The sequence below is a fragment of the Streptomyces sp. WM6386 genome, assembly GCF_000972385.1.
Taxonomy (GTDB): domain Bacteria; phylum Actinomycetota; class Actinomycetes; order Streptomycetales; family Streptomycetaceae; genus Streptomyces.
In genome coordinates, this window is the sequence record NZ_JXTE01000054.1 from 43,290 (window position 1) to 65,699 (window position 22,410).

At 71.4% G+C, this 22,410-nt stretch carries 20 protein-coding genes and 1 riboswitch; of the genes, 10 read left to right on the forward strand and 10 right to left on the reverse strand.

Annotated features, from left to right (window positions below; genetic code table 11):
* Positions 1 to 13: 13 nt before the first annotated feature.
* The gene (locus tag TN53_RS28535; protein ID WP_046261569.1) at positions 14 to 1,153 is read right to left on the reverse strand and encodes an ATP-binding protein; all 1,140 of its coding nucleotides are present in this window, start codon (positions 1,151 to 1,153) and stop codon (positions 14 to 16) included.
* Between the two features lie 146 nt (positions 1,154 to 1,299).
* On the opposite strand from TN53_RS28535, the gene TN53_RS28540 reads away from it, so the two are divergent.
* Genes TN53_RS28540 through TN53_RS28550 form a run of 3 tightly spaced genes read left to right on the forward strand, consistent with a single transcriptional unit; the run spans position 1,300 to position 4,735 of the window.
* Positions 1,300 to 2,649: an SWIM zinc finger family protein gene (locus TN53_RS28540; protein WP_046261570.1), complete on the forward strand. Its 1,350-nt coding sequence runs from the start codon at positions 1,300 to 1,302 to the stop codon at positions 2,647 to 2,649.
* A gap of 41 nt (positions 2,650 to 2,690) precedes the next feature.
* On the forward strand, positions 2,691 to 3,116 hold the full coding sequence (locus TN53_RS47480) for a hypothetical protein (protein ID WP_046261571.1): 426 nt from the start codon (positions 2,691 to 2,693) through the stop codon (positions 3,114 to 3,116).
* Complete coding sequence (locus TN53_RS28550) at positions 3,113 to 4,735, forward strand: DUF5691 domain-containing protein (protein WP_046261572.1); 1,623 nt, start codon at positions 3,113 to 3,115, stop codon at positions 4,733 to 4,735. Before TN53_RS47480 ends, TN53_RS28550 begins: the two co-directional genes overlap by 4 nt.
* A gap of 47 nt (positions 4,736 to 4,782) precedes the next feature.
* Here TN53_RS28550 and TN53_RS28555 read toward each other — a convergent pair whose 3' ends face one another.
* Complete coding sequence (locus TN53_RS28555; RefSeq protein WP_046261573.1) at positions 4,783 to 5,199, reverse strand: cobalamin B12-binding domain-containing protein; 417 nt, start codon at positions 5,197 to 5,199, stop codon at positions 4,783 to 4,785.
* 581 nt (positions 5,200 to 5,780) lie between these two features.
* On the opposite strand from TN53_RS28555, the gene TN53_RS28565 reads away from it, so the two are divergent.
* Positions 5,781 to 6,647, forward strand: coding sequence for a lipase family alpha/beta hydrolase (locus TN53_RS28565; RefSeq protein WP_046261575.1), 867 nt, complete (start codon positions 5,781 to 5,783; stop codon positions 6,645 to 6,647).
* Positions 6,648 to 6,872: 225 nt separating this feature from the next.
* Positions 6,873 to 8,318, forward strand: coding sequence for a M23 family metallopeptidase (locus TN53_RS28570; protein ID WP_046261591.1), 1,446 nt, complete (start codon positions 6,873 to 6,875; stop codon positions 8,316 to 8,318).
* Between the two features lie 60 nt (positions 8,319 to 8,378).
* Here the strand turns inward: TN53_RS28570 and pcrA are convergent, their stop codons facing one another.
* Entirely contained in the window at positions 8,379 to 10,880 is a 2,502-nt protein-coding gene (gene pcrA / locus TN53_RS28575; RefSeq protein WP_046261576.1) for a DNA helicase PcrA, read from the reverse strand.
* Positions 10,881 to 11,223: 343 nt separating this feature from the next.
* Positions 11,224 to 11,391: riboswitch (cyclic di-AMP (ydaO/yuaA leader) on the forward strand.
* An 8-nt stretch (positions 11,392 to 11,399) separates the two neighbouring features.
* Between pcrA and TN53_RS28580 the strand changes: the two genes are divergently transcribed.
* The gene (locus TN53_RS28580) at positions 11,400 to 12,554 is read left to right on the forward strand and encodes a C40 family peptidase (RefSeq protein WP_046261577.1); all 1,155 of its coding nucleotides are present in this window, start codon (positions 11,400 to 11,402) and stop codon (positions 12,552 to 12,554) included.
* Between the two features lie 20 nt (positions 12,555 to 12,574).
* Here the strand turns inward: TN53_RS28580 and TN53_RS28585 are convergent, their stop codons facing one another.
* On the reverse strand, positions 12,575 to 12,946 hold the full coding sequence (locus TN53_RS28585; RefSeq protein ID WP_046261578.1) for a hypothetical protein: 372 nt from the start codon (positions 12,944 to 12,946) through the stop codon (positions 12,575 to 12,577).
* A 511-nt stretch (positions 12,947 to 13,457) separates the two neighbouring features.
* Here TN53_RS28585 and TN53_RS28590 point away from each other — a divergent pair.
* Complete coding sequence (locus TN53_RS28590; RefSeq protein WP_095046786.1) at positions 13,458 to 14,459, forward strand: tellurite resistance/C4-dicarboxylate transporter family protein; 1,002 nt, start codon at positions 13,458 to 13,460, stop codon at positions 14,457 to 14,459.
* Here TN53_RS28590 and TN53_RS28595 read toward each other — a convergent pair.
* Complete coding sequence (locus TN53_RS28595; protein ID WP_046261580.1) at positions 14,437 to 14,790, reverse strand: hypothetical protein; 354 nt, start codon at positions 14,788 to 14,790, stop codon at positions 14,437 to 14,439. The genes TN53_RS28590 and TN53_RS28595 overlap by 23 nt on opposite strands.
* Before the next feature lie 496 nt (positions 14,791 to 15,286).
* On the opposite strand from TN53_RS28595, the gene TN53_RS28600 reads away from it, so the two are divergent.
* Positions 15,287 to 16,336, forward strand: coding sequence for an NlpC/P60 family protein (locus tag TN53_RS28600; RefSeq protein ID WP_046261581.1), 1,050 nt, complete (start codon positions 15,287 to 15,289; stop codon positions 16,334 to 16,336).
* Between the two features lie 10 nt (positions 16,337 to 16,346).
* Here the strand turns inward: TN53_RS28600 and TN53_RS28605 are convergent, their stop codons facing one another.
* The 3 genes from TN53_RS28605 to TN53_RS28615 all read right to left on the reverse strand — a co-directional run bounded on the left by TN53_RS28605 (position 16,347) and on the right by TN53_RS28615 (position 19,204).
* Positions 16,347 to 17,129, reverse strand: a complete 783-nt coding sequence (locus TN53_RS28605; protein ID WP_046261582.1) for a DUF4232 domain-containing protein — start codon at positions 17,127 to 17,129, stop codon at positions 16,347 to 16,349.
* Between the two features lie 75 nt (positions 17,130 to 17,204).
* Positions 17,205 to 17,915, reverse strand: coding sequence for a LuxR C-terminal-related transcriptional regulator (locus tag TN53_RS28610; RefSeq protein WP_046261583.1), 711 nt, complete (start codon positions 17,913 to 17,915; stop codon positions 17,205 to 17,207).
* Positions 17,912 to 19,204 carry an ATP-binding protein gene (locus TN53_RS28615; protein ID WP_046261584.1) on the reverse strand — a complete coding sequence of 431 codons (1,293 nt, stop codon included), beginning with the start codon at positions 19,202 to 19,204 and terminating at the stop codon, positions 17,912 to 17,914. Before TN53_RS28615 ends, TN53_RS28610 begins: the two co-directional genes overlap by 4 nt.
* Before the next feature lie 189 nt (positions 19,205 to 19,393).
* On the opposite strand from TN53_RS28615, the gene TN53_RS28620 reads away from it, so the two are divergent.
* Complete coding sequence (locus tag TN53_RS28620; RefSeq protein ID WP_046261585.1) at positions 19,394 to 20,884, forward strand: PspC domain-containing protein; 1,491 nt, start codon at positions 19,394 to 19,396, stop codon at positions 20,882 to 20,884.
* Complete coding sequence (locus tag TN53_RS28625; protein ID WP_046261586.1) at positions 20,871 to 21,110, forward strand: hypothetical protein; 240 nt, start codon at positions 20,871 to 20,873, stop codon at positions 21,108 to 21,110. Before TN53_RS28620 ends, TN53_RS28625 begins: the two co-directional genes overlap by 14 nt.
* A gap of 48 nt (positions 21,111 to 21,158) precedes the next feature.
* Here TN53_RS28625 and TN53_RS28630 read toward each other — a convergent pair whose 3' ends face one another.
* Positions 21,159 to 21,686, reverse strand: coding sequence for a DoxX family membrane protein (locus tag TN53_RS28630; protein ID WP_046261587.1), 528 nt, complete (start codon positions 21,684 to 21,686; stop codon positions 21,159 to 21,161).
* Positions 21,687 to 21,833: 147 nt separating this feature from the next.
* The gene (locus TN53_RS28635) at positions 21,834 to 22,298 is read right to left on the reverse strand and encodes a hypothetical protein (RefSeq protein WP_046261588.1); all 465 of its coding nucleotides are present in this window, start codon (positions 22,296 to 22,298) and stop codon (positions 21,834 to 21,836) included.
* Positions 22,299 to 22,410 lie beyond the last annotated feature (112 nt).

The window sequence follows — 22,410 nt, forward strand, 5'->3', positions numbered from 1 at the left end:
AGGTCGTCCCCGCTCACGCGCTCACCTCCCGACAGGCGCGGTAGAAGTCCTTCCAGTCGTCGCGTTCCCGGACGACCGCCTCCAGGTACTCCTGCCAGATGACACGGTCGGCCGCCGGATCGCGGACCACGGCGCCGAGGATGCCCGCGGCGACGTCGCCGGCCCGGAGTACTCCGTCGCCGAAGTGGGCGGCGAGGGCAAGCCCGTTGGTGACGACGGAGATCGCCTCCGCCGTCGACAGCGTGCCGCTGGGCGACTTGACCTTCGTACGGCCGTCGGACGTGATCCCGTCACGCAGTTCGCGGAAGACGGTCACCACCCGGCGGATCTCGTCGACCCCCTCGGGCACGGCCGGCAGGTCGAGGGAGCGGCCGATCTGGTCGACGCGCCGCGAGACGATGTCGACCTCGGCCTCGACGCTGTCCGGCAACGGCAGCACGACCGTGTTGAAACGGCGGCGCAGGGCGCTGGAGAGGTCGTTGACCCCGCGGTCCCGGTCGTTGGCCGTGGCGATGAGGTTGAAGCCGCGGACGGCCTGCACCTCCTGTCCCAACTCCGGTATCGGCAGCGTCTTCTCGGAGAGGATCGTGATGAGCGTGTCCTGCACGTCGGCGGGGATGCGCGTCAGCTCCTCCACCCGCGCCGTCATCCCCTCCGCCATGGCCCGCATCACCGGGCTGGGCACCAGCGCGTCACGGCTGGGGCCGTTGGCGAGCAGCTGCGCGTAGTTCCAGCCGTACCGGATCGCCTCCTCCGGTGTGCCGGCCGTGCCCTGCACCAGCAGGGTCGAGTCGCCGCTGACCGCCGCGGCCAGGTGCTCGGACACCCAGGTCTTCGCGGTGCCGGGCACGCCGAGCAGAAGCAGGGCGCGGTCGGTGGCGAGTGTGGTGACGGCGACCTCGACGAGGCGGCGCGGACCCACATACTTCGGTGTGATCACCATGCCGTCGGGAAGCGTGCCGCCGAGCAGGTACGTCGCCACCGCCCACGGGGACAGCTTCCAGCGGGCCGGGCGCGGGCGGTCGTCCTGGGCTGCCAGCGCGGCGAGTTCGGCGGCGAAGGCGTCCTCGGCGTGCGGACGCAACTCCTCGGTCGGCTCGTTCTCAGGTGATGCGGATGCTTCGACGGACATCGCGTCCACGGACACAGACATGGCTGAGAGCCCCCTCCAGCTCGGCCGGTTCGGATCTGACACCCACGTTGCACCACGCCACTGACAACACGATCTGACCTGCGGGAACGTGCCGGCGAGCGTGCTCGCCGGACCGATTGTCAGTGGTGGGATCTACCTTCGATGACATGACTCAGCAGGGGGTGCGCTGGAGCGCGGACCAGGTGCTGGCACTGGCGCCTGACGCCGCATCACGCAAAGCGGGAAGCAAACTCGGGGCGGCGGGGCCGTGGTCGGGTGCGGGGAGTTCCGACGAGGGGAGGGTGTGGGGGCAGTGCAAGGGCAGTGGCAGCAAGCCGTATCAGACGGTCGTCGACATCGCGGACGTGTCCGGGCCGGCGTACAAGTGCAGTTGTCCGAGCCGCAAGTTCCCGTGCAAACACGCCCTCGGGCTGCTGCTGCTCTGGGCGGGCGAGGACGGCGCGGTGCCTCGGGGGCAGGCGCCGGACTGGGCGGAGCAGTGGCTGGAGGGGAGAAGGAAGCGGGCTGAGGAGAAGAAGGACGCGGCGGCGTCCCCCGGCGGCGGTGGTGATCCGGAGGCGGCCAGGCGCAGGGCGGAGCGCCGGGCCACGCTGGTCACCGCGGGGGCGACGGAGCTGGAGCAGCGTCTCGCGGATCTGCTGCGCGGCGGGCTGGCCGGTGCGGAGCAGGCGGGGTACGGGATGTGGGAGGAGACCGCGGCCCGCATGGTCGACGCCCAGGCGCCCGGACTCGCTTCCCGGGTCCGGGAGTTGGGGGCGATTCCGGCGTCCGGTCCGGGCTGGCCGGTGCGGCTGCTGGAGGAGTGCGCGCTCCTCCACCTTCTGGACCAGGGCTGGCTGCGCCGCGAGCGGCTGCCCGAGGGTCTGGCGGCGACGGTCCGTTCCCGTGTCGGTCTCCCCGCCTCGGCGGACGGGCCGGCGGTGCGGGACCGCTGGCTGGTGCTCGCCCAGTACGACACGGCGGACGCCCGGCTGACGACCCGCCGGATCTGGCTGCACGGCGCCGAGTCCGGGCGCATGGCCCTGCTCCTGTCCTTCGGCGCCGCCGGCCGCGCCCCCGAACTGGCCCTGCCGGTGGGCCTGGTCCTGGAGGCGGAGGTCTCCGCGTACCCGGGTGCCGGGCAGGTGCGGGCGGCGCTGGGCGAACAGTTCGCACCGCCGGTGCCCGCGGCGATACGCCCGCCGGGGACGACCACGGCCCAGGCGGCAGCCCGTTACGGCGAGGCGCTGCGCGACGACCCGTGGCTGGACTCGGTCCCGGTGACGCTGGACCGGGTCGTCCCGACCCCGGACGGCGACACATGGCAACTGGCGGACGCCGACGGAGACACGGCTCTGCCGCTCACCCCCACCGCCCGCTCCCGCCCAGGGCTGTGGCGCCTGGTCGCCCTCTCGGGCGGCGCCCCGCTCAAGGTCTTCGGCGAGTGCGGCCACGGCGGCTTCACCCCGCTGACGGCCTGGCCCGAGGGGGCGGGCGAGGGGGTGGCGCTGTACTGAGCCGGCCGGAGCATGGGGCGCGCTGCCGCACAGGCGCCCATGTGCCCCAGGCCGAGCGTGCGGCGGCCCCCGAGGCGCCCGCACCGAGCCGCGTGGCGCACCCGCGCCGACGCGACGCGACAGACGTACGCGATCACCGACACCACAAGCACAGCACCACCGGCACCGGCCCGGCGCACACCGACGCCGATTCCATCCGCACCGACCTCGGAGGACATACGGACACCAACGTCCACGCCACGCGCGCCAGCCGCACGGCACACACGGACTCGGACGACAACACCCACGTCACCCGCGGCCATCGCACGGCCCGCACCGGCACCGTCACCAGGGCCCGCACCGGCACCGTCACCAGGGCCCGCACCAGCGCCGGCGTCCCCTCCCGATCTCACTCCCGCACCACCAGGCACACCCACCGCCCCACCTCCCCCACACGCCACGGCACTCCACGGAAAGGACCCGCATGAACAGCACGTCCACACCTGTGGATTCACCCGCGCAGGACGTCTGGGAGGAACTCGTCACCACCGCCCTGCTCGGGACCGATCGGCGCACCCCACCGGGCGCGGCGCCCGGCCGGGCGGCACCCGTGGCCCTGCTGGACGCGGCGGCGGCGCAGACCGTACGGCGGCGGGCCGGGCTGCGGCCCGCCACGGCGGCGGCGCGGCCGGTAGCGGCGCCCGCGGATCCCCGTCCCGCCCTGCCCGTCGCCGCGGCCCGCAGGCTCTCGATGCTGCTGGCCGACCGTCCGGGCACGGGCGGCGGAGGCCGTCGCGGCACGGCCCCGGACCTCATGGAACTGCTGCCCCAGTGGCTCGCGACGGCGAACGCCCGCGGCTTCGCGGCACCCCCCGAGGTGCTGCCGGCGCTGCTGGACGCGGCCCGGGGACGTACGGACCTGCGGCCGGCGGCGCTGGCGTTCGCGGGGCCGCGTGCCGTGTGGCTGGCCCGGCTGAACCCGGACTGGCGGTTCGCCCTGCGCGCGGCACCGGGCGGGGACCCGGCGCTGCCGCACCCGCGGGACACGGACCGGGTCCGGCAGCTGTGGCAGGAGGGCCTGTTCGCGGAGCGGGTCGCGCTGCTCGCCGCGATACGCGCCCGTGAGCCCGCCGCCGCGCGCGAGCTGCTGGCGAAGACGTGGGCGACGGAGCGGGCCGAGGACCGCCTCATGTTCCTGGACTCGCTGCGGACGGGTCTCGGCGCCGACGACGAGCCCTTCCTGGAGCAGGCACTGGCCGACCGGAGCCGTAACGTCCGGGCGACCGCCGCCGAGTTGCTGTCCGCCCTGCCGGACTCCGCGCTCGCCGCGCGGATGGCGGTCAGGGCGACGGCGTGCGTGGCCCTGGACCGTACGCGGGAGACACCGACGATCGCCGTCGAGGCACCGTTCGAGTGCGACGCGAGCATGGAGCGGGACGGTGTGGTGCTCAAGGCTCCGGCGGGACGGGGTGAACGGTCCTGGTGGTTCGGCCAGTTGGTGGAGGCGGCACCGCTGGGGACGTGGGCGGCGCGGCTCGGTGGGCGTTCGCCGCAGGAGATCGTGGCGCTGCCGGTGACGGACGACTGGCGGTCCGAGCTGCACGCGGCGTGGTGCCGGGCGGCCGTACGGCAGCGGGACGCGGCCTGGGCGCGTGCGCTGCTGGGAGCACCGGGGGCGCCCGAGGCCGGAGGCCCCGGGGCGGTGTCCCTGGCCGAGCGCGCCAAGCTGCTCGGCACGCTGGGTTCCGCCGAGCGGGCCGACTGGGTGGCCGGGTTCATCTCGGCGCACGGACTGTCGGAGGCGTTTCAGCTGCTCGGGGGGTGTGCGGTGCCGTGGGCGGGGCCGCTCGGGCGGGCTGTGGTGGACGCGCTCAACATCGCGCGGGACGCGGGGAGTTACCCATGGAGTTTCAGTGGAGTGATGGGGCTGGCGGAGCGGTGTCTCGATCCGTCCGAGGCGGGGCGGCTCGACGGGCTGCTGGCGGTGCCGGACGAGTCGGAGGACGCGAGCCCCGGGGCCGGTGGGTACTGGGCGGAGGCGTTCCAGCGGCTGGTGACGACGTTGCGGTTGCGGGCGGCGATGGCGCAGGAGTTGGGGGCGGTCTGACGGAGCCGGCCGGCGTCGGCCGAGCCGGCCCGCCGTCTCGGAGCGGCCTATGCCCCCGCCGGCTGCTGCACGTTGGCCCGGACCCAGTCCACGATCGCCTGTGTGGTCGCCCCGGGGGTGAAGATCTCCGCGACCCCCTTCTCCTTCAGCGGGGCGATGTCCGCCTCGGGAATGATCCCTCCGCCGAAGACGAGGATGTCCGCCGCGTCCCGCTCCTTGAGCAGGTCGATGACGGCGGCGAACAGCGTGTTGTGGGCGCCGGAGAGGATGGAGAGGCCGATCGCGTCGGCGTCCTCCTGGATCGCGGTGTCGACGATCTGCTCGGGCGTCTGGTGGAGCCCGGTGTAGATGACCTCCATACCGGCGTCGCGCAGCGCCCGCGCGATCACCTTGGCCCCGCGATCGTGGCCGTCGAGCCCCGGCTTGGCCACCACGACGCGGATCGGACCGGCTGCCACACCCATCACTGCCTCCATGAAGCGACTACATCCATCCGTACCGACAAGTACCGAACATGCCATGTATGCCACCGCGACGGCGCCGATACGGCACGGACGTCCTCACACCACCTTGTGCGAGGAAGTGAACGAACGTTATCTCCACCATCCCGTAACCGGCAGTTTCGCGGTGCGGACCGAGGGGGAAATCACACGGTGGGACACGTTCGCCGCGCACCGTTCCGAGTCTCTGCGGCACACGGGCCGCAGCGGTACGCGACCCTCGTACCGCAGCGGGAGCAAGCGCAACGGGAGCCGCAACGAGGTCGCCGCGCCACCGCGCCGCGGGCCGCGCGCCGTGGCGGTGCGGCGTGCCGACGGTGGCACGAAGGGCACGTAGGGCAGGTAAGGCACGACAGCGGGGAGCCTCGTCGCCACACCGGCAGGGAGCCTCGTCAGGTCATCGGCGCACCACGCTCCACTCGCGCCGCTCGCCGAGCTCACCCCACGCGCCCTCCTCGTGCCTCCTCGGTCGCCTCCGACGCGGCCTCCCACGAGGGCACACGGGGGACGGAGCTGTCTTCACGTGTGCCGACAGGAGGTCGGCCATGAAGGTCACCAGGGCAGCGGCGCCCTTTCTTCCGCTCTGCCAGCGGCTGCTCCCGAGCAGACTCGCGGGCCTGTCCGTGGCTCTCCTGAAGGCGACCGCCCTGGAGATCGCGATCCTCGCCGGACACCTCCTGCTCTATCCCTCCGGTGTCCTGCAGGAGCGCCGGGCGCCGGCCGTCCCGCTCCCTTCCCCGGACGGCCCCGCCCACCTGCCGACGGAGGCCAAACCGCCGGTCGTCCTGCTGCACGGCTTCATCGACAACCGCTCGGTCTTCGTCCTGCTGCGCCGCAGCCTCCTCCAGCACGGCCACCGTCAGGTCGAGTCGCTCAACTACTCCCCGCTGACGTGCGACATCCGCACCGCGGCCGAGCTGCTCGGCCGGCACATAGCGGAGATCTGCGAGCGCACGGGCAGCAGGCAGGTCGATGTCGTCGGGCACAGCCTGGGCGGGCTGATAGCGCGGTATTACGTACAGTGCCTCGGCGGTGACCTGCGGGTACGCACCCTGGTCACACTCGGTACCCCGCATTCCGGGACCCGGGTGGTGCCGCTGGCGGACGCGCACCCGATCGTGCGGCAGATGCGCCCCGGCTCGGACGTCGTCGAGGAGCTGACCCGGCCCGCGCCCGGCTGCCGTACGCACTTCGTGAGCTTCTGGAGCGACCTCGACCATCTGATGGACCCGCTGGAGACCGCCTGCATCGACCATCCCGACCTGATGGCGCAGAACGTCCAGGTGAGCGGGGTCGGGCACCTCGCCCTCCCTGTGCACCCGGCCGTCGCGACCGGGATACGACAGGCCCTCGACGCCCCGCCGACAGGAGCCACGGCCGCAGCCGATACCGGCGGTCTCACAGTGGCGTGACAGCCACAGGACAGCCGTCCAACATCGAACAATCTTCGAACACAAGGCCAAACTCGCGTCCGCAGTCCCCCGAAACACGGCCGAATGCCCGTTTCCTGAAGGCGCGAAACCCGTTGAAGATTGTCGCGCCCGCATACCGGCGGGTACAGTCACCGCACTGCTCTGGCAGCCCCTGTTGTCGAGGCGAAAGAGAAGTTGGTGAACGATCCGTACCCGTCGGGGACCATGACCACCCCGACTCCCGCTTCCGATGTCCCGGCGCACTACGCGTCGTACGGCACGCAGGAAGCTCAGTACGGTGACTACGCCGCTTACGGTCACGACACGGGTGCCCACACCACCGCGCACTTCGACGCAGACCCCCTGTTCGGCAGTCTCCCCGGTGAGAACACCGGGTCGTACGACGCCAATCAGTGGGCCACGGACAGTCACCAGACCCTGAACTACGACGCGTACGCGGCCCAGCACCACGCCGCCTACGACACCGGCGCGTACGACACGACGGCCTGGACCGGCGAACACCAGCAGCTCTCCGTGATCCCCCCGCAGGCCGGCGCGCCCGACGCGAGCGGCTGGGGGTCCCCCCTCTGGGAGAGGGACGCCAACTCCTGGCTCCAGCCCGACCAGTCGGGGGGCACCGCCGACCAGACCCAGCACTGGGAATGGGGCACGCAGGCCTTCGACACCGGCGCGTACGACGCCACGCAGTGGAACTCCGACGGCACCACGCCGGCCCACGAGGAGCCCGTCGACCACCAGTCGACAGCGATGTTCGAGCAGGTCGCGTACGAAGAACCGGCCGCGCACGACGCCGAGTTGAGCGCCACCGGCGAGCTGCCCGCCCTCTCCGAGGACGACGTCGCCCCGCTTCTCGACGATGAGGAAGACCCCGCCCCGGCCCCGGGCTCCCGCATGGCCGCCCGTAACGCGGGCCGTTCGCGCCGCCGTACGCCCCCCAAGCGCTCCGCGCTGATGAAGATCGCCGTGCCCTCCGCATGCGTCATGGGCGTCACCGGGATCGCCGCTGCCTCCGTCGGTGGCCTGAGCGACGACAAGAACACCTCGACGACCGCGTCCGACGCGACGACCAAGTCCGTCAAGCCGTCCGCCGCGAACAACAAGCTGGACACCCAGCTCGCGAGCCTCTCCGCGGGCGCCGACGACTTCGCCGACCGGGCCAGCCGTACGCAGGAGCGCATCGACCTCAAGGCCCAGCAGGTGGCCGAGAAGAAGAAGGCGGCGGAGGAGGCGGCCCGCAAGGAGCGGCTGCGCCCCAAGTTCGCGCTCCCGGTTGCGCGGCACGGCCTCAGCGCCTACTACGGCCAGGCCGGCGTCAACTGGATGTCCGTGCACACCGGCATCGACTTCCCGGTCTCCTACGGCACGACGGTGATGGCCGCGACCGACGGCACCGTGCGGACGCAGTGGAACAGCGCCTACGGCAACATGATGATCGTGACCGCGATGGACGGTACGGAGACGTGGTACTGCCACCTCTCCAGCTACCGAGTCGCCTCCGGTACGACCGTCAAGGCCGGCGACCCGATCGCGTACTCCGGCAACTCCGGCAACTCCACAGGACCGCACCTGCACTTCGAGGTACGCCCGGCCGGCGGCTCGGCGATCGACCCGCTTCCGTGGCTGCGCAGCCACGGGCTGGACCCGACGTAAGCGACAACTTCCCTGAGAGCCCCCGCACTTCACAGCGGGGGCTCACTCATGGAACCGCTCTTACAGCTTCTCCACCGGCGCGTAGCGCAGCAGCAGCCGCTTCGGCTTGGTGTCACCGAAGTCGACCGTCGCCTCGGTGTTCGCGCCCGTGCCCTTCACCGATGTCACCGTGCCGAGCCCGAACTGGTCGTGCGTGACGCGATCGCCGACGGCCAGCGAGACGACCGGCTTGTCGGAGGCGCGGTTCGTGGCGAAGCCGGACGCGCCCCTCGCCGAGGAGCGGGAGCGGGACGAGGACAGGGAGGCGGCCACTCCCGACGCGGGGCCGGAGGAGACCGGCGCGGTGGCACCCGTCCGCTTCCAGTCCACGTGCTGCTCCGGGATCTCCGACAGGAAGCGCGAGGGCGGGTTGTAGGACGGCTGCCCCCACGCGCTGCGCAGCGCCGACCGCGTCAGATACAGCCGTTCACGCGCGCGCGTGATGCCGACGTACGCCAGGCGCCGCTCCTCCTCCAGCTCCTTGGTCTGGCCGAGGGAGCGCATGTGCGGGAAGACGCCGTCCTCCATGCCGGTCAGGAAGACGACCGGGAACTCAAGTCCCTTGGCGGTGTGCAGGGTCATCAGGGTGATGACGCCGGAGCCGTCCTCGTCCTCGTCGGGGATCTGGTCGGAGTCGGCGACGAGCGCGACCCGCTCGAGGAACGCGGCGAGACCGACCGGAGCCGCCGCCTCACCTTCCGTAGCTTCCCCGGACTCCTGCTCGAACTCCAGGGCCACGGCGGCGAGTTCCTGCAGGTTCTCGATCCGGGTCTCGTCCTGCGGGTCGGTGGAGGCCTGCAACTCGGCCAGATAGCCGGTGCGTTCGAGCACCGCCTCCAGGACGGTCGCCGGGCCCGCGCCGGACTCGACGATCGTACGGAGCTCCTCCATCAGCACGTTGAACCGCTTCACGGCGTTCGTCGACCGCGCGGCCATGCCGTACGCTTCGTCGACCCGCTTCAGCGCCTGCGGGAAGCTGATCTTCTCGCGCTGGGACAGGGCGTCGATCATCGCCTCGGCGCGCTCACCGATGCCGCGCTTGGGGACGTTGAGGATGCGACGCAGGGGGACCGAGTCCTCGGGATTGGCGAGGACACGCAGGTAGGCCAGGACGTCCCGGACCTCCTTGCGCTCGTAGAAGCGGACGCCGCCGACGACCTTGTAGGGCAGGCCGACGCGGATGAAGATCTCTTCGAAGACCCGGGACTGGGCGTTGGTCCGGTAGAAGACGGCGACGTCGCCGGCCTTGGCGTCGCCCGAGTCCGTCAGTCGGTCTATCTCCTCGGCGACGAACTGCGCCTCGTCGTGCTCGGTGTCGGCGACATAGCCGGTGATGCGCGCGCCCGCGCCCGCGTTGGTCCACAGGTTCTTGGGGCGGCGGGACTCGTTGCGCTCGATGACCGCGTTGGCGGCGGACAGGATCGTCTGTGTGGAGCGGTAGTTCTGCTCCAGCAGGATCGTCGTCGCGTTCGGGTAGTCCTCCTCGAACTGGAGGATGTTGCGGATCGTCGCGCCGCGGAAGGCGTAGATCGACTGGTCGGCGTCACCCACGACACACAGTTCGGCGGGCGGGAGGTCGAACTCGGCCGGGGGGACGTCGACGGGGTGCTCGTTCGTCCCCACCAGCTCGCGGACCAGTGCGTACTGGGCGTGGTTGGTGTCCTGGTACTCGTCGACGAGGACATGCCGGAAGCGGCGGTGGTAGTGCTCGGCGACGTCCGGGAAGGCGCGCAGCAGATTGACCGTGGTCATGATCAGGTCGTCGAAGTCGAGCGCGTTGGCTTCCCGCAACCGCGACTGGTACATCGCGTAGGCCTGGGCGAGGGTCTTCTCGAAGCCGTCGGTGGCCTGGGCGGCGAAGTCCTCCTCGTCGATCAGCTCGTTCTTGAGGTTGCTGATCTTGGCGCTGAAGGACTTGGGCGGGAAGCGCTTGGGGTCGAGGTCGAGGTCACGGCAGACCAGGGCCATCAGACGCTTGGAGTCGGCCGCGTCGTAGATCGAGAACGACGACGTGAAGCCGAGCTTCTTGGATTCCCTCCGCAGGATCCGCACGCACGCGCTGTGGAACGTCATCACCCACATCGCGTTCGCGCGCGGGCCGACGAGCTGCTCGACGCGCTCCTTCATCTCGCCCGCGGCCTTGTTGGTGAAGGTGATCGCGAGGATCTGGCCCGGGTGGACGTTCCGCTCGGCCAGCAGGTAGGCGATGCGGTGGGTGAGCACCCGCGTCTTGCCGGAGCCGGCGCCGGCCACGATGAGCAGCGGGGTGTCGGAGTGGACGACGGCCGCGCGCTGGTTCTCGTTGAGCCCGTCGATGAGCGCGGCCGCGTCCAGGACCGGGCGCGGGGCGCCGTCGCGGTAGTACGCGTCCCGGTCCGGCGGCACGTCGAACCTGCCGCCGAACAGGTCGTCCGGAACGGGTTCCGGTACGTGCTCGTCCTCGGGCGGTGGCGGGGGCTCTTCCTCGCGGCCCTTAGGGGCCTGGAGGTCCGCCAGGAAGCTGTCGTCAAAGAGGCTGCTCATCGCTCTCCGAGTCTAGGGCTCCCCACTGACACCCCGCCGCCGCCCCGAGAACATGGGCCCCCTTCTCGCCCTCCGTTATCACGCGGTAACGTTCCGCAACCAAGGCGAAGACGCATACCTTGCCGTCGCACGGGTCGACGAGAATCGGGCGGACGTCGTCACTCCGCACAAAATACGCACGAGTCGTGTCAGATCACTCCGCATCCCCCACCACGAGCAACGCCCTGACCTAAGGTCACGAAAATGTATCGGGCCTATCGGACATCAACCTTCACAGGGGCCACACCCGTTGGCTACCGTGCCGGAAGGCCGTACGACCCCCACCGGCGAACGTCGCCGGGCCGCGCGGCCTCCGCCGAATCCGGAGCGTCGCCGCGCACCCGGAACCGGGGACCCACCGAACTTGGGGTGAATCGGCCAACTCCCGTACCGGGAACGGCCGTAGGGCAACCCTTCCGAACCACCCGCCCGAACCCGACAGCTAACTCGGTAGGCGGAGCATGGAAGGAGTCGCCGACCTTGGCGTCGCACCGCAAGTCGCCTCCCCCGGGTACGCGCGTAGCCGGCATACGCACACCCGCTCTCGCCACGGCCGCCCTCACCTCCGTGGCCCTGCTCTCCCAGACGGCCACCGCCGCGCCCTCGACCGATGACAAGCCGAGCATCGAGGAAGTCGAGAAGAAGGTCGACGACCTCTACCGCCAGGCGGAGTCGGCGACCGAGAAGTACAACTCGGCCAAGGAGAAGACCTCCAAGCAGCGCGAGCAGGTCGACACCCTCCTCGACGACGTCGCCCAGCGCACCCAGAAGCTCAACGAGGCCCGCGAGGAGCTGGGTTCCTTCGCCGCGGCCCAGTACCGCACCGGCGCCTCCGCGCCCGACACCGCGACCTTCCTGCTCGCGGACTCCCCGCAGGACTACTTCGACCAGACGCAGCTGATGGGCCGTATGACGTCCCGTCAGAAGGACGCGGTCGACGACTACGTCACCGAGCAGTCCGCGACGATGAAGAAGCGCCAGGAGGCCACCGACAGCCTCGAGACGCTCTCCGAGTCGCAGAGCGACCTGAAGACCGCCAAGGCGACCGTCCAGCGCAAGCTGTCCGACGCGCGCGAGCTGCTGTCGCAGCTGACGGCCGAGGAGAAGGCGCGCCTCGCGGCGATCGAGAAGAAGAAGCAGGAGGAGGCCGCCCGCAAGGCCGCCGAGCTGGCGAAGCAGCAGGCGGCCGAGCAGAAGGCGGCAGAGGAAGCGGCCGCGGCCGAGGAGTCGGCGAGCAGCTCGTCGTCGTCCTCGGAGGCCTCGGACTCCTCGTACGCCACGAAGGCCGAGAAGACCCTCGCCTTCGCCCGCTCACAGGTCGGCAAGCCGTACGTCTGGGGCGCCACCGGCCCCGACTCCTACGACTGCTCCGGCCTCACCCAGGCCGCCTGGAACGCCGCCGGCATCTCCCTGCCCCGCACCACCTACGACCAGGTGAACGCCGGCACCACGGTCACCCTCGCCAACGCCCGGCCCGGCGACCTCGTCTTCTTCTACGACGATGTCACCCACGTCGGCATCTACATCGGCAACGGCAAGATGATCCACGCGCCGAAGCCGGGGGCGTACGTGCGCGAGGAGTCCATCTACTACGACGGTGAGTCGGCGATCCACAGCGTGGTGCGGCCGGCCTGACGCGCGGCAGGGCCCTGGCGTCAGTGACCTCCCCGGTTCTCGACGCAGGGCCCCTCGCCGGGCTGGGGCTCGGCGTAGACGCCGTGCACCTCGCCGGTCAGCTCGTCCTTCGTCACCCGTCCGGAGACGCACACGACGCCCGTGTAGACGGCGTAGTACCCGTTCCCGACAGAGACCCCGTGCTTCTCACCGCACCCGACCCGCCGCAACGCCGCCTCGACCCGCTCGTCACTGAAGCGACCGAACTCCCCCGACCCGCCCTCTTCCCGCACCTTCGCCAGCTCCGCGAGGATCAGCTCGGCCGACGCCCGCCCACTGGCCTGCTGCTCCGCACTCAAGGACGCCTGCATGCGGTACGCGTGGTTGTCGGCGTAGTTGGGGGGAGCGTCCACGGGCCCGTCCTGCTGCCCTCCGGCCGCGTTCGAGGCGGAGGGCGAGGAGGAGGGCGAGGGGGAGGAAGGCAGGGCGGTGGGCGTAGCTGTGGACTGCGCGCACTTGGGCGGAGGCGGATAGGAGTAGGTCGGAGTGCCCGACCGCGCGGCCCCGCCCCCATCGGCCGCCCCACTTTTCTGACTCCCGCACGCGGTAAGGCTGCCCGCCATGAGGGCGGCGCCGACGAGGACGACTGATCGTCTGAGAAACATGCCGAGAGTCTGGCGCCCCGGACGGTCGCCTGTCATGAGCGGAACTACTCAGACGGCTGGCAGATGTGTCCCGGCATCGCGTGGTAAACGCCCAGGTGGGCGGGTTCCGACATGATCCCGGGTGGGACAAATCTGCCCATCACTCAGCGCACCCACCCACCGAGCCGCGCACCCACCCGTGCCTGCGGCCGCGCGCATTTGGCCGCGCCCGCTCGCGCGCCCCGCCCTCGACCCGGGCCGCGCTCCTTAGCATCGCCCCATGTCCGGCGCCTCCCCCCGCTCCCCTCACTCCCCCCTCCGCGCCTGGTGGGCTCAGCGGCCGCCCGCCGCCGGGGCCGCCGTGATGGCGACCGGCATCGTGTCCGTCGGTCTGCATCTGGCGGGGCACGAGACCCTGTCGCGGATCGCCCTCGCCCTGGCCGGCGTCGCGTGGGTCGCGTTGGCCGCCGACTTCGCCATACGGCTGCTGTGGGACCGGGCGAGGTGGGTGGCGGAGGCCGAGACGCCGGGCGCGCTCACCGCCGTAGCGGCTACGGCCGTGCTCGGTACCCGTGTCTCGGCCCTCGGCCGGCAGCAGCTCGCCGAGGCGCTGCTCGCGATCGCCGCGCTGTTGTGGCCGGCGCTGATCGCGCTGGTCGTGACGCACTGGACGCGTCGGATGCCCGGGGCGGTGTTCCTGGCCTGCGTCGCCACGCAGGGTCTCGCGGTGCTCGGCGCCACGCTCGCCTCGGCCGAGTCGACGGCGTGGCTCGCCCACGCGGCGCTCGTGCTGTTCTGGCTCGGCCTCGTGCTCTACGGCATCGCCCTGGCCCGCTTCGACCTGCGGCAGGTGACCGCCGGCGCCGGGGACCACTGGGTGGCCGGCGGGGCGCTCGCCATCTCGGCGCTCGCCGGGTCGAAGCTCGTCGCGGCCGACAACGCGCCGCTGTACCTGTGGAACGACGACGACAACGGCGTCCTGCGGGCCGTGACGGTCGCGCTGCTCGTCCTCGACCTGGCCTGGTACGTCGTACTGCTCGTCGCGGAGGCGCTGAAGCCCCGGCCGCGCTACGACGTGCGCCGCTGGGCGACCGTGTTCCCGATGGGCATGACATCGGCGGCGACGCTGTCCGTCGCCGCCGCCCTCGACGTGTCCTGGCTCAGGACACCCGGTCAGGTGCTGCTGTGGATCGCGGTGGCGGCATGGCTCACCGTCGCCGCGGGAGCCGTCGCGTCGGCGCGCGCCGGCCTCACGTCCCTCAGGTCCACAGCACCGCGATGAAGATGTCCGTGACGGTCAGCGCGCCCACCAGTCCGAACAGCCCCTTCTCCACCTTCTCGTCGTCCCGCTTCACATAGACGAGGCCGAGGATCACCACCAGCAGGGCCAGCTTGATGCCGATCTTGACGTTGTTGACGGACTGGTCGTCCGCCTGGTTGAGGCCGACCAGGATCACCCCGGTGACCAGCATGGTGAGCGCGCCGTGCAGCATCGCCGGGACGAAGCGGGCGGTGCCCTGACCCATGGCCTTCATCTGGGTGAGGAATCCGCCGAGCAACGAGGCGATGCCGATGATGTGCAGGCCCACGAAGAGGTGGATGAGTACGTCCATGAGGCCGGAGCCTAATCAGGGGCACTTGAGTCGCCCTACACCGCCCTGCCTCTTCCGCCACGATCCCGCATATACGTGATCTTGCATATATGCGGCCCATAGCACCCCATCACCTCGCCGCGTTCCGGAATCCGCGCTTCGGTCATCACACTGCGTGAAGTCGACGACACGAGAACGGAATCACGGTCGCATACGGTCACGCGGCGGTCCCCTCAGACCAGTTCCGCGCAACCCGTTACCCCCACGACACCGCGAGGTTTAGCGTCCTCCACCAGGTGACCGGCTCCCCACCGCCGCCCGGGCCAGGGGCGGCAGTCGGACACCACCGCCGAGAAGGTCCGGCGGCGGTCCGCTCCCCCTGTGCGGGCAGCCGCCGGACGCGCGAACCGCCCCGCGCGGTCGTACGTCCGCTCCCCCTGGTGGTCGTACGGCCACAGCTCGTCCGGGACGGTCCTACCGCGGACCAGGCGGTCGTACGAAAGGACGTGCAGTCCACATGGCAGCGCACCGCAAGCCCAGGCAGCGCTCGGCCGGCGGCAATACGGTCCGTACGGCGGCGACGATCGCCCTGGCGGGCGCGGCGACCGCGACCGGCTTCGACGGGACCGGGTATGCCGAGCCGAATCTGACACCGGCGCAGGTCAAGGCGAAGGTGGACAAGCTGTACCAGGAGGCGGAGGTCGCCACCGAGAAGTACAACGGCGCGAAGGAGAAGGCGGAGGGGGCCGAGGAGCGGCTGAGGACGCTGCGGGACGAGGCGGCGCGCAAGGCGGACAAGCTCAACTCGGCGCGGGACGCGCTGGGTTCGATGGCCGCGGCACAGTACCGCGACGGCGGCCTCGATCCCGCGCTGCAACTGGCGCTCTCCGACGACCCCGACCGCTATCTCGAGGGCGCCGAGTTCGTCGAGCGCGCGGGCACCCGGCAGGCGGCCTCCGTCACGAGCGTGCGCAGACAGCTGCGGGAGATCGAGCAGTTGCGCGGCGCCGCCCATATCGAGCTGGCCTCGCTCAAGTCGCGCCAGGCGGAGCTGAAGCGGCACAAGAAGACGATCACCGGAAAGCTGGACGCGGCGCGCCGGCTGCTGGCGCAGCTGCCGACCGAGGAACGCACGGGCGAGGTGCAGCGCGCCTCGCGCTCCGCCGGCTCCGGTGCCCGCGACGGCCTGACCGCCGCGGGCTCCGTACAGGCCCCCAACTCCCGTGCCGCGGCAGCTGTTTCGTACGCCTCCTCGAAGCTCGGCAGCCCCTATGTCTGGGGCGCCACCGGCCCCGACGCCTTCGACTGCTCGGGGCTGATGCAGGCCGCCTACCGCTCCGCCGGGATCTCCCTCCCGCGCACGACGTACGCCCAGATCGACACCGGCCGCCGTGTCGCCCGCTCCGAACTCCTCCCGGGCGACCTGGTGTTCTTCTACTCCGCCATCAGCCACGTCGGCCTCTACATCGGCAACGGCCAGATGATCCACGCCCCGAACCCCTCGGCGCCGGTGCGCGTCGCGCCGATCGACGAGATGCCGTTCGCGGGGGCCACGCGGGTGGTGTGAGCGGCTGCCGTCATCTGGCGAACGTGAACTTCTCGACCGCGTCGAGGTCGGTGTTCCAGTAGGTGACGCCGGGGTTGGGGCCGGGGGTGAGGAAGTCGGTGCCGTCGGGCAGCCTGATGTCGAGCGGTGCCCCTTCCTCCCCGCTGTTGGGCTCGCGCTCCATGTAACCGAGGCCCAGCGACTCCACGGTGGTGGTCTCCTCGCCCGCCCGGAAGAGGAACAGGCCCGCGTACGCCTTCTCGTTCGGCTCGATCGTGGCGACCGCCTGCGGCTTCGACTCCATCGGAGCGAGCGGGTTCTCGGTCTCGTCGCCGAGGTACACCCACGGGTAGTGGTGGAGAGTGCAGGCCGTGTCGCCGGCGTTGGTGGCCGTGATGAGGAGGTGTCTGACCTCGTCGTGCGGGTAGACCGACGTGGCGACCGAGAGGTCGGGGTCGGCGCAGGCTCTGGTGGCGTCCTCACCGTTGTCGCCGCTGTCCCCTGCACCGGCTGAGTTGCTGGGGGCGGCCGAGCCGCCGGGCGTGGCGGAGTCGGTCGCCGTCGGGCTCGCGGACGGGGAGGTGTCCGCCTTGTCGTCGGTGCCGCCGCCACCCGGCTCGCACGCCGTGGACGCCAGGAGCGCGGCGACGGCCACTGCCCCCAGGGTGTACGTCTTCCAACTCGTGCGGGCAGCGCCCATGGTGATCCCCCGTGTGTCGTCGCAAGACTCGAACGGTCTGGCTGACGACTCGATTCTGCACAGGTCGAAGCTGTGGGCCACCTCTCCCGCGGTGTCGTTACGGATCATGGACATGGACGGCACCGTTCCGTCCCGCTGTCACGGCATCGCCCATGGACCGCCGGCCGAAAGCCTGCGACGCTCCCGGCCTCACACCAGCCGTCGAGCCGTGGCCCAGCGAGTCAGCTCATGCCGGTTCGACAGCTGCAACTTACGCAGCACCGCCGACACATGGGACTCGACCGTCTTCACCGAGATGAAGAGCTGCTTGGCGATCTCCTTGTACGCGTACCCCCGCGCGATCAGCCGCAGCACCTCCCGCTCCCGCTGCGTGAGACGGTCGAGGTCCTCGTCCACCGGCGGCGCGTCCGTGGACGCGAAGGCATCCAGTACGAACCCGGCGAGCCTCGGCGAGAACACCGCGTCACCGTCCTGGACACGGAAGACGGAGTCGACCAGATCCGTACCGGTGATCGTCTTGGTGACGTACCCCCGCGCGCCGCCCCGGATCACACCGATCACATCCTCCGCCGCGTCCGAGACGGACAGGGCGAGGAAACGGACCGGCTGTTCGGCGTCGGCCATCAACGGGGCGCAGCGGCGCAGGACTTCGACACCGCCACCACCCGGGAGATGGACATCCAGAAGGACCACCTCGGGCCGGGTCGCGGTGATGACCGTGACCGCCTGGTCGACGTCCGCGGCCTCGCCGACGACCTCGACACCGGTCTCCTCGGTCCGGCCGATCTCCGCTTGTACGCCCGTCCGGAACATGCGGTGGTCGTCGACGAGGACCACGCGCACCCTGCGCTCCTCCGCGCTGTCGGTGGCCTCCGCCGAACCGTTCGCCTCGTCGCTCATGACGTCTTCTCCGCCCTCTCCATCTCCAACTCGACCTCCGTGCCGCCGTCCGGCACCGCGCGCAGCCGCGCCGTGCCGCCGTTGCGCTCCATGCGACCGATGATCGATTCTCTGACACCCATGCGGTCGGCGGGTATCGAGTCGAGGTCGAAGCCCGGACCGCGGTCCCGGACCGACACGAAGACCGTCCGTCCCTCGACTTCGGCGTAGACCTGAACCGCGCCGCCCTCGCCACCGTACTTGGCGGCGTTCACCATCGCCTCGCGCGCGGCCTGCATCTGCGGGCCGATCCTCTCGTCGAGGGTGCAGTCGCCGACTATGACGACCTCTATGGGGACGCCGTGCTTGTCCTCGACCTCGGCGGCATTGCGCCGTACCGCGTCGGCGAGGGTCGTGGGTTCGTCGGCCTCGTCCTTGCCGGTGCCCTCGGGTTTGTAGAGCCAGGTGCGCAGGTCGCGCTCCTGGGCGCGGGCGAGGCGGCGCACCTCGTTCGCGTTCTCCGCGTTGCGCTGGATCAGGGTGAGGGTGTGCAGCACGGAGTCGTGGACGTGGGCGGCGACCTCGGCGCGCTCCTGGGCGCGGATGCGCATCAGGCGCTCCTCGGAGAGGTCCTGGGTCATGCGCACGAGGTAGGGGCCGGCGAGGAGCGTTATGCCGACGAGGACCGCGAGGGCCGCCTGCAGGACCGAGCCGAGGTGGGCCGCGGAGCCCTGCAGGACGAAGATGCCGGAGACGCCGGCCGTGACCAGCAGGACGCCGCCCGCGGCGCGCAGCAGGCTGAGGGTGCGCTTGCGGCGGCCGACCTCGACCCAGCGGGCCCGGCGGGCGTTGTCGGCCTGGCGCCAGACCAGGGCCACGCCGGCGCCGACCAGCACGGCGGGCCAGAGGTAGGCCTTGGCGCCGGTGCCGAGATTGACGTTGCCCACGAAGACCATGGCCACGACGACCATGAGGAGCAGGGCGACGATCTGCCCCTTGTCGGGCCTGCGGGCGACGAGTCTGCGACGGCCGTCCGGCGAGGCCTCGGTGGAGACGAGGGACGGCGGCCGCTGCCCGCCGACCCCACCCACCCCGAGCGGCACGAAGAACCAGAACGCCGCGTACAACAAGGCGCCGAGCCCGTCCGCCATGAACAGGCCCACGAAGACGAGCCGCACCCAGATGACGGGCAGCCCGAGATGCCCGGCGAGCCCCCGCGCCACACCACCGAGCCAGCGTCCGTCACTGCTGCGGTAGAGCTTGCGCGGCGGCCGCGGTTCGACGAGTGGCGCTGCTGCGGCTTCCGGCATGCCATCGATGTTCACACGGCGGACGGGCGGGGGCATCAGGGTCGGCCCCCTAGACGCCCCTGATCTTCGAAACGTGCAGAAACGTCGGGCCGTCGAACGCTTCCCCGGCGCCGGCTCAGGGGCGATATCAGGGTCCGGCCAGGGTCGTTCCGACTCCCGCCGGGGCGGCTCGCCCGTCACCATGGACACATGACAGATCACCAGCACGCCGCGGACCCGGCGCCCGACGAGGGTGCCTCGTCCGCCGCCCCTCCCGCGGCCGCCGCGGGTGAGGATGCGCGCGCGCACATGCGGGCGGGCGCGCGGACGGAAACGGGCACGGCCGACCGGCCGGGCCCCGCCGACGGCATGCCCGGCAGCCCGGCCGGCGCAGGGGGCGAGGCACCCGGCGAGGCCGGAGCCGCCGCGCCTCCCGCGAGGTTCCGGCGCGACCGGCGGTTCAAGGTGCTCGCCGGGGTGTGCGCGGGGCTCGGACGGCAGTGCGACATGGACCCGGTGATCTTCCGCATCACGCTCGCCGTGCTCTCCGCGACCGGCGGCATCGGCCTCATCTTCTACGGCTTCGCCTGGCTCCTCGTCCCGTACGAGGACGAGGAGGAGAACGAGGTCCGCAAGCTGCTGACCGGCCGCGTCGACGGCCAGGCCCTGACAGCCGTGCTGTTCGCGCTGGTCGGCTGCGGGGTGTTCCTGACCATGCTGAACAACGGCGGGGTGCTCACCTTCGCCGTCGTCCTCTCCCTCCTCCTCGCCGGCGCCGGGTACTGGGCCCGCCGACGCGGCGCCCCCGACACCGACCCCCTGGCCGCGCAGGCCGTCGCCGACGCCCCACCGGAGGCCCAGGCACCGCCGGTCGGCCCCGGATACCCGTCCTGGTGGCGTGAACCCATCGTCAAGGACGGCACGCACGAGGGCGGCACCGGCTATCTGTGGGGCCCCCGCGACTCCCGCGACCGGGACATCGCGGCGGCCGTCAACATCGGCCTCGGCAGATACGACGGGGCGCGCGCCGCCACCCGCACCGCCCGCCCACAGCCACCCAAACCGCGTGGCCCTCGCTGGATCGGCGGCTGGGTCTTCCTGTTCGCCCTGCTCGCGGGCGGTCTCGGCACCAGCCTGACGTGGAATGAGCACCCGCTCGGCACCAGCCTGCAGACCGGCCTGTCCTGCGCCCTCATAGTCATCGGCCTCGGCATCGCGATCAGTTCGTTCCTCGGGCGTACCGGGGCGGGCTCGATCTTCCTGGCGGTGATCACGGCGGGACTACTCGCCGGTTCGGCCGCGCTGCCCAAGGACATCGGCACGCACTGGATCGAGGAGACCTGGCGGCCCGCCGCGGTCGCGGACGTCCGGCCCAAGTACGACCTCGGTACCGGCGTCGGCACGCTGGATCTGACAGGGCTGGACCTCGCCAAGGGACAGACGGTGACCGCCCGGGCCGAGGTGGGCGTGGGCAAGCTGAAGGTGGTCGTACCGAAGGACGCGACCGTGAAGGTCAGCATCGACGTGGGCGTGGGCGACATCCAGCTCCCGGGCGACGACCAGGAGGACGTGGACGTGGAACCGGGCAAGTACAAGGAGGTCACCCTGACACCCCCCAAAGGCACCAAATCCTCCGGCACCCTCGACCTCGACCTCCAGGTCGGCGTCGGCCAAGCGGAGGTGAGCCGTGCTACGTCATGAGTTCCGCCCCGGCAAACTGCTCGCCGGCCTCTTCCTGACCCTGGCCGGCATCATCTACGCCGGCGACGCGGGCGGCACCTGGGAGACCCCCTGGTTCGCGATCATCCCCATCGTCACGGGCGGCCTCTGCCTCGCAGCCGCGACGGGCCTCGCGACTCGCGCGATCCGTCGACGTCGTGCGGGGGGTGAGGCGGACGCGGGCGCCGAGTCGGAGGGGGCGGGCTGACCGAGGGGGCGGCGAGGCCGGGCCCCGGCCCCCTTCGCCGCCGTCGGACTAGTACGCCGCCGCCCGTCCCCGTCGTCGGGATCGCCAGGCTGCGTCCAGTGAGAAGTGCGAGGCGCCGGCGAGGACAAGGGGGAGCCAGGCCATCAAGTAGGCGAGATCGTTGCCGTAGTAGTACGGGTCCGAGGCCCAGCTCATCGTCAGCCAGAGGCTCAGGGAGATCAGGGCTCCGCCGAGGGCGGCCAGGCGGGCGAGGAGGCCGAGGAGGGTGCCGATGCCGACGGCCAGTTCGCCGAAGGCGATGGCGTAGCCGAAGCCGACGGGGCTCTTCAGGGCCATGTCGATCATGTCGGGGATCGCCGCGGAGTCCCGGACGTTGCGCATCTGGTCGCCGATGGAGCCGGGCCCGGAGGCCTTCATGAAGGCGCTGTCGGTGAGTTTGTCCAGGCCGGCGTAGATGAAGGTGACGCCGAGGAAGAGGCGCAGTGGGAGCAGGGCGTAACGGGTGGCGGTGTCCCGCCAGCCTCGGTCGCCGTCGTAGTAGGGGGTGTGCGTGTCCGTACGGAAGCTGTGCGTCATCGCTCCGAGCCGCCTCTCACCCAGCGTGCCGTGACCCCTCGAAAGACGATACGCACGAACGGGAGATGTCGCTCAATGCTGACGCGACCGTTTTCCGCGGCGCGGGCACGCTCGCGCCGACGCCCGCCCGGCCGGGTGCCCGCAGCGTCAGATGTGGGCCCGGATCTGCCGTACGGGGTGTCCCAGCGCCTTGGCGACGGCGGCCAGCTCCTCGTCGGTGAGCCGGCTGACTTCCGGGTTCCACGCGGCGATCTCGAAGCGGGCGAAGCCGCAGGGCCAGTCGAAGTCGAGCGTGTCGAGGGAGGTGGTGGCGTCGCAGCAGGGGACGTCCACGGAGAGGGCAGGAAAGCCGTCCTGGTGGTCCTCGACCAGCTCCGCCCACCAGTCGAGGTCGATCGGGCCCCGGCAGTGCGGGCACCCGATCCGCGTCAGGTTCTGGCCGCTGTCGACCACGGTGGGCGCGTCGTACCAGTCGACGTCGACCTCGACGTCCGTGTCCACGGCGAGGCCGCCGGTCAGAGCGGTCACGAGGGCGGTGGCGCGGTCGGCGGCGGGGCGCTCGGGCTGCCAGTGCGGGTCGGTCGGGATGACGGAGAGGACGTTGTCACTCATGCCTCAGCCCACCTCGCCCACGAGCACGCCCACGATTTCCGTCCACCCACCGCTCATGCCCCCACCCGACTCGCCCACCCGACTCGCCCACCCGGGGAACCCACGCAGAGAA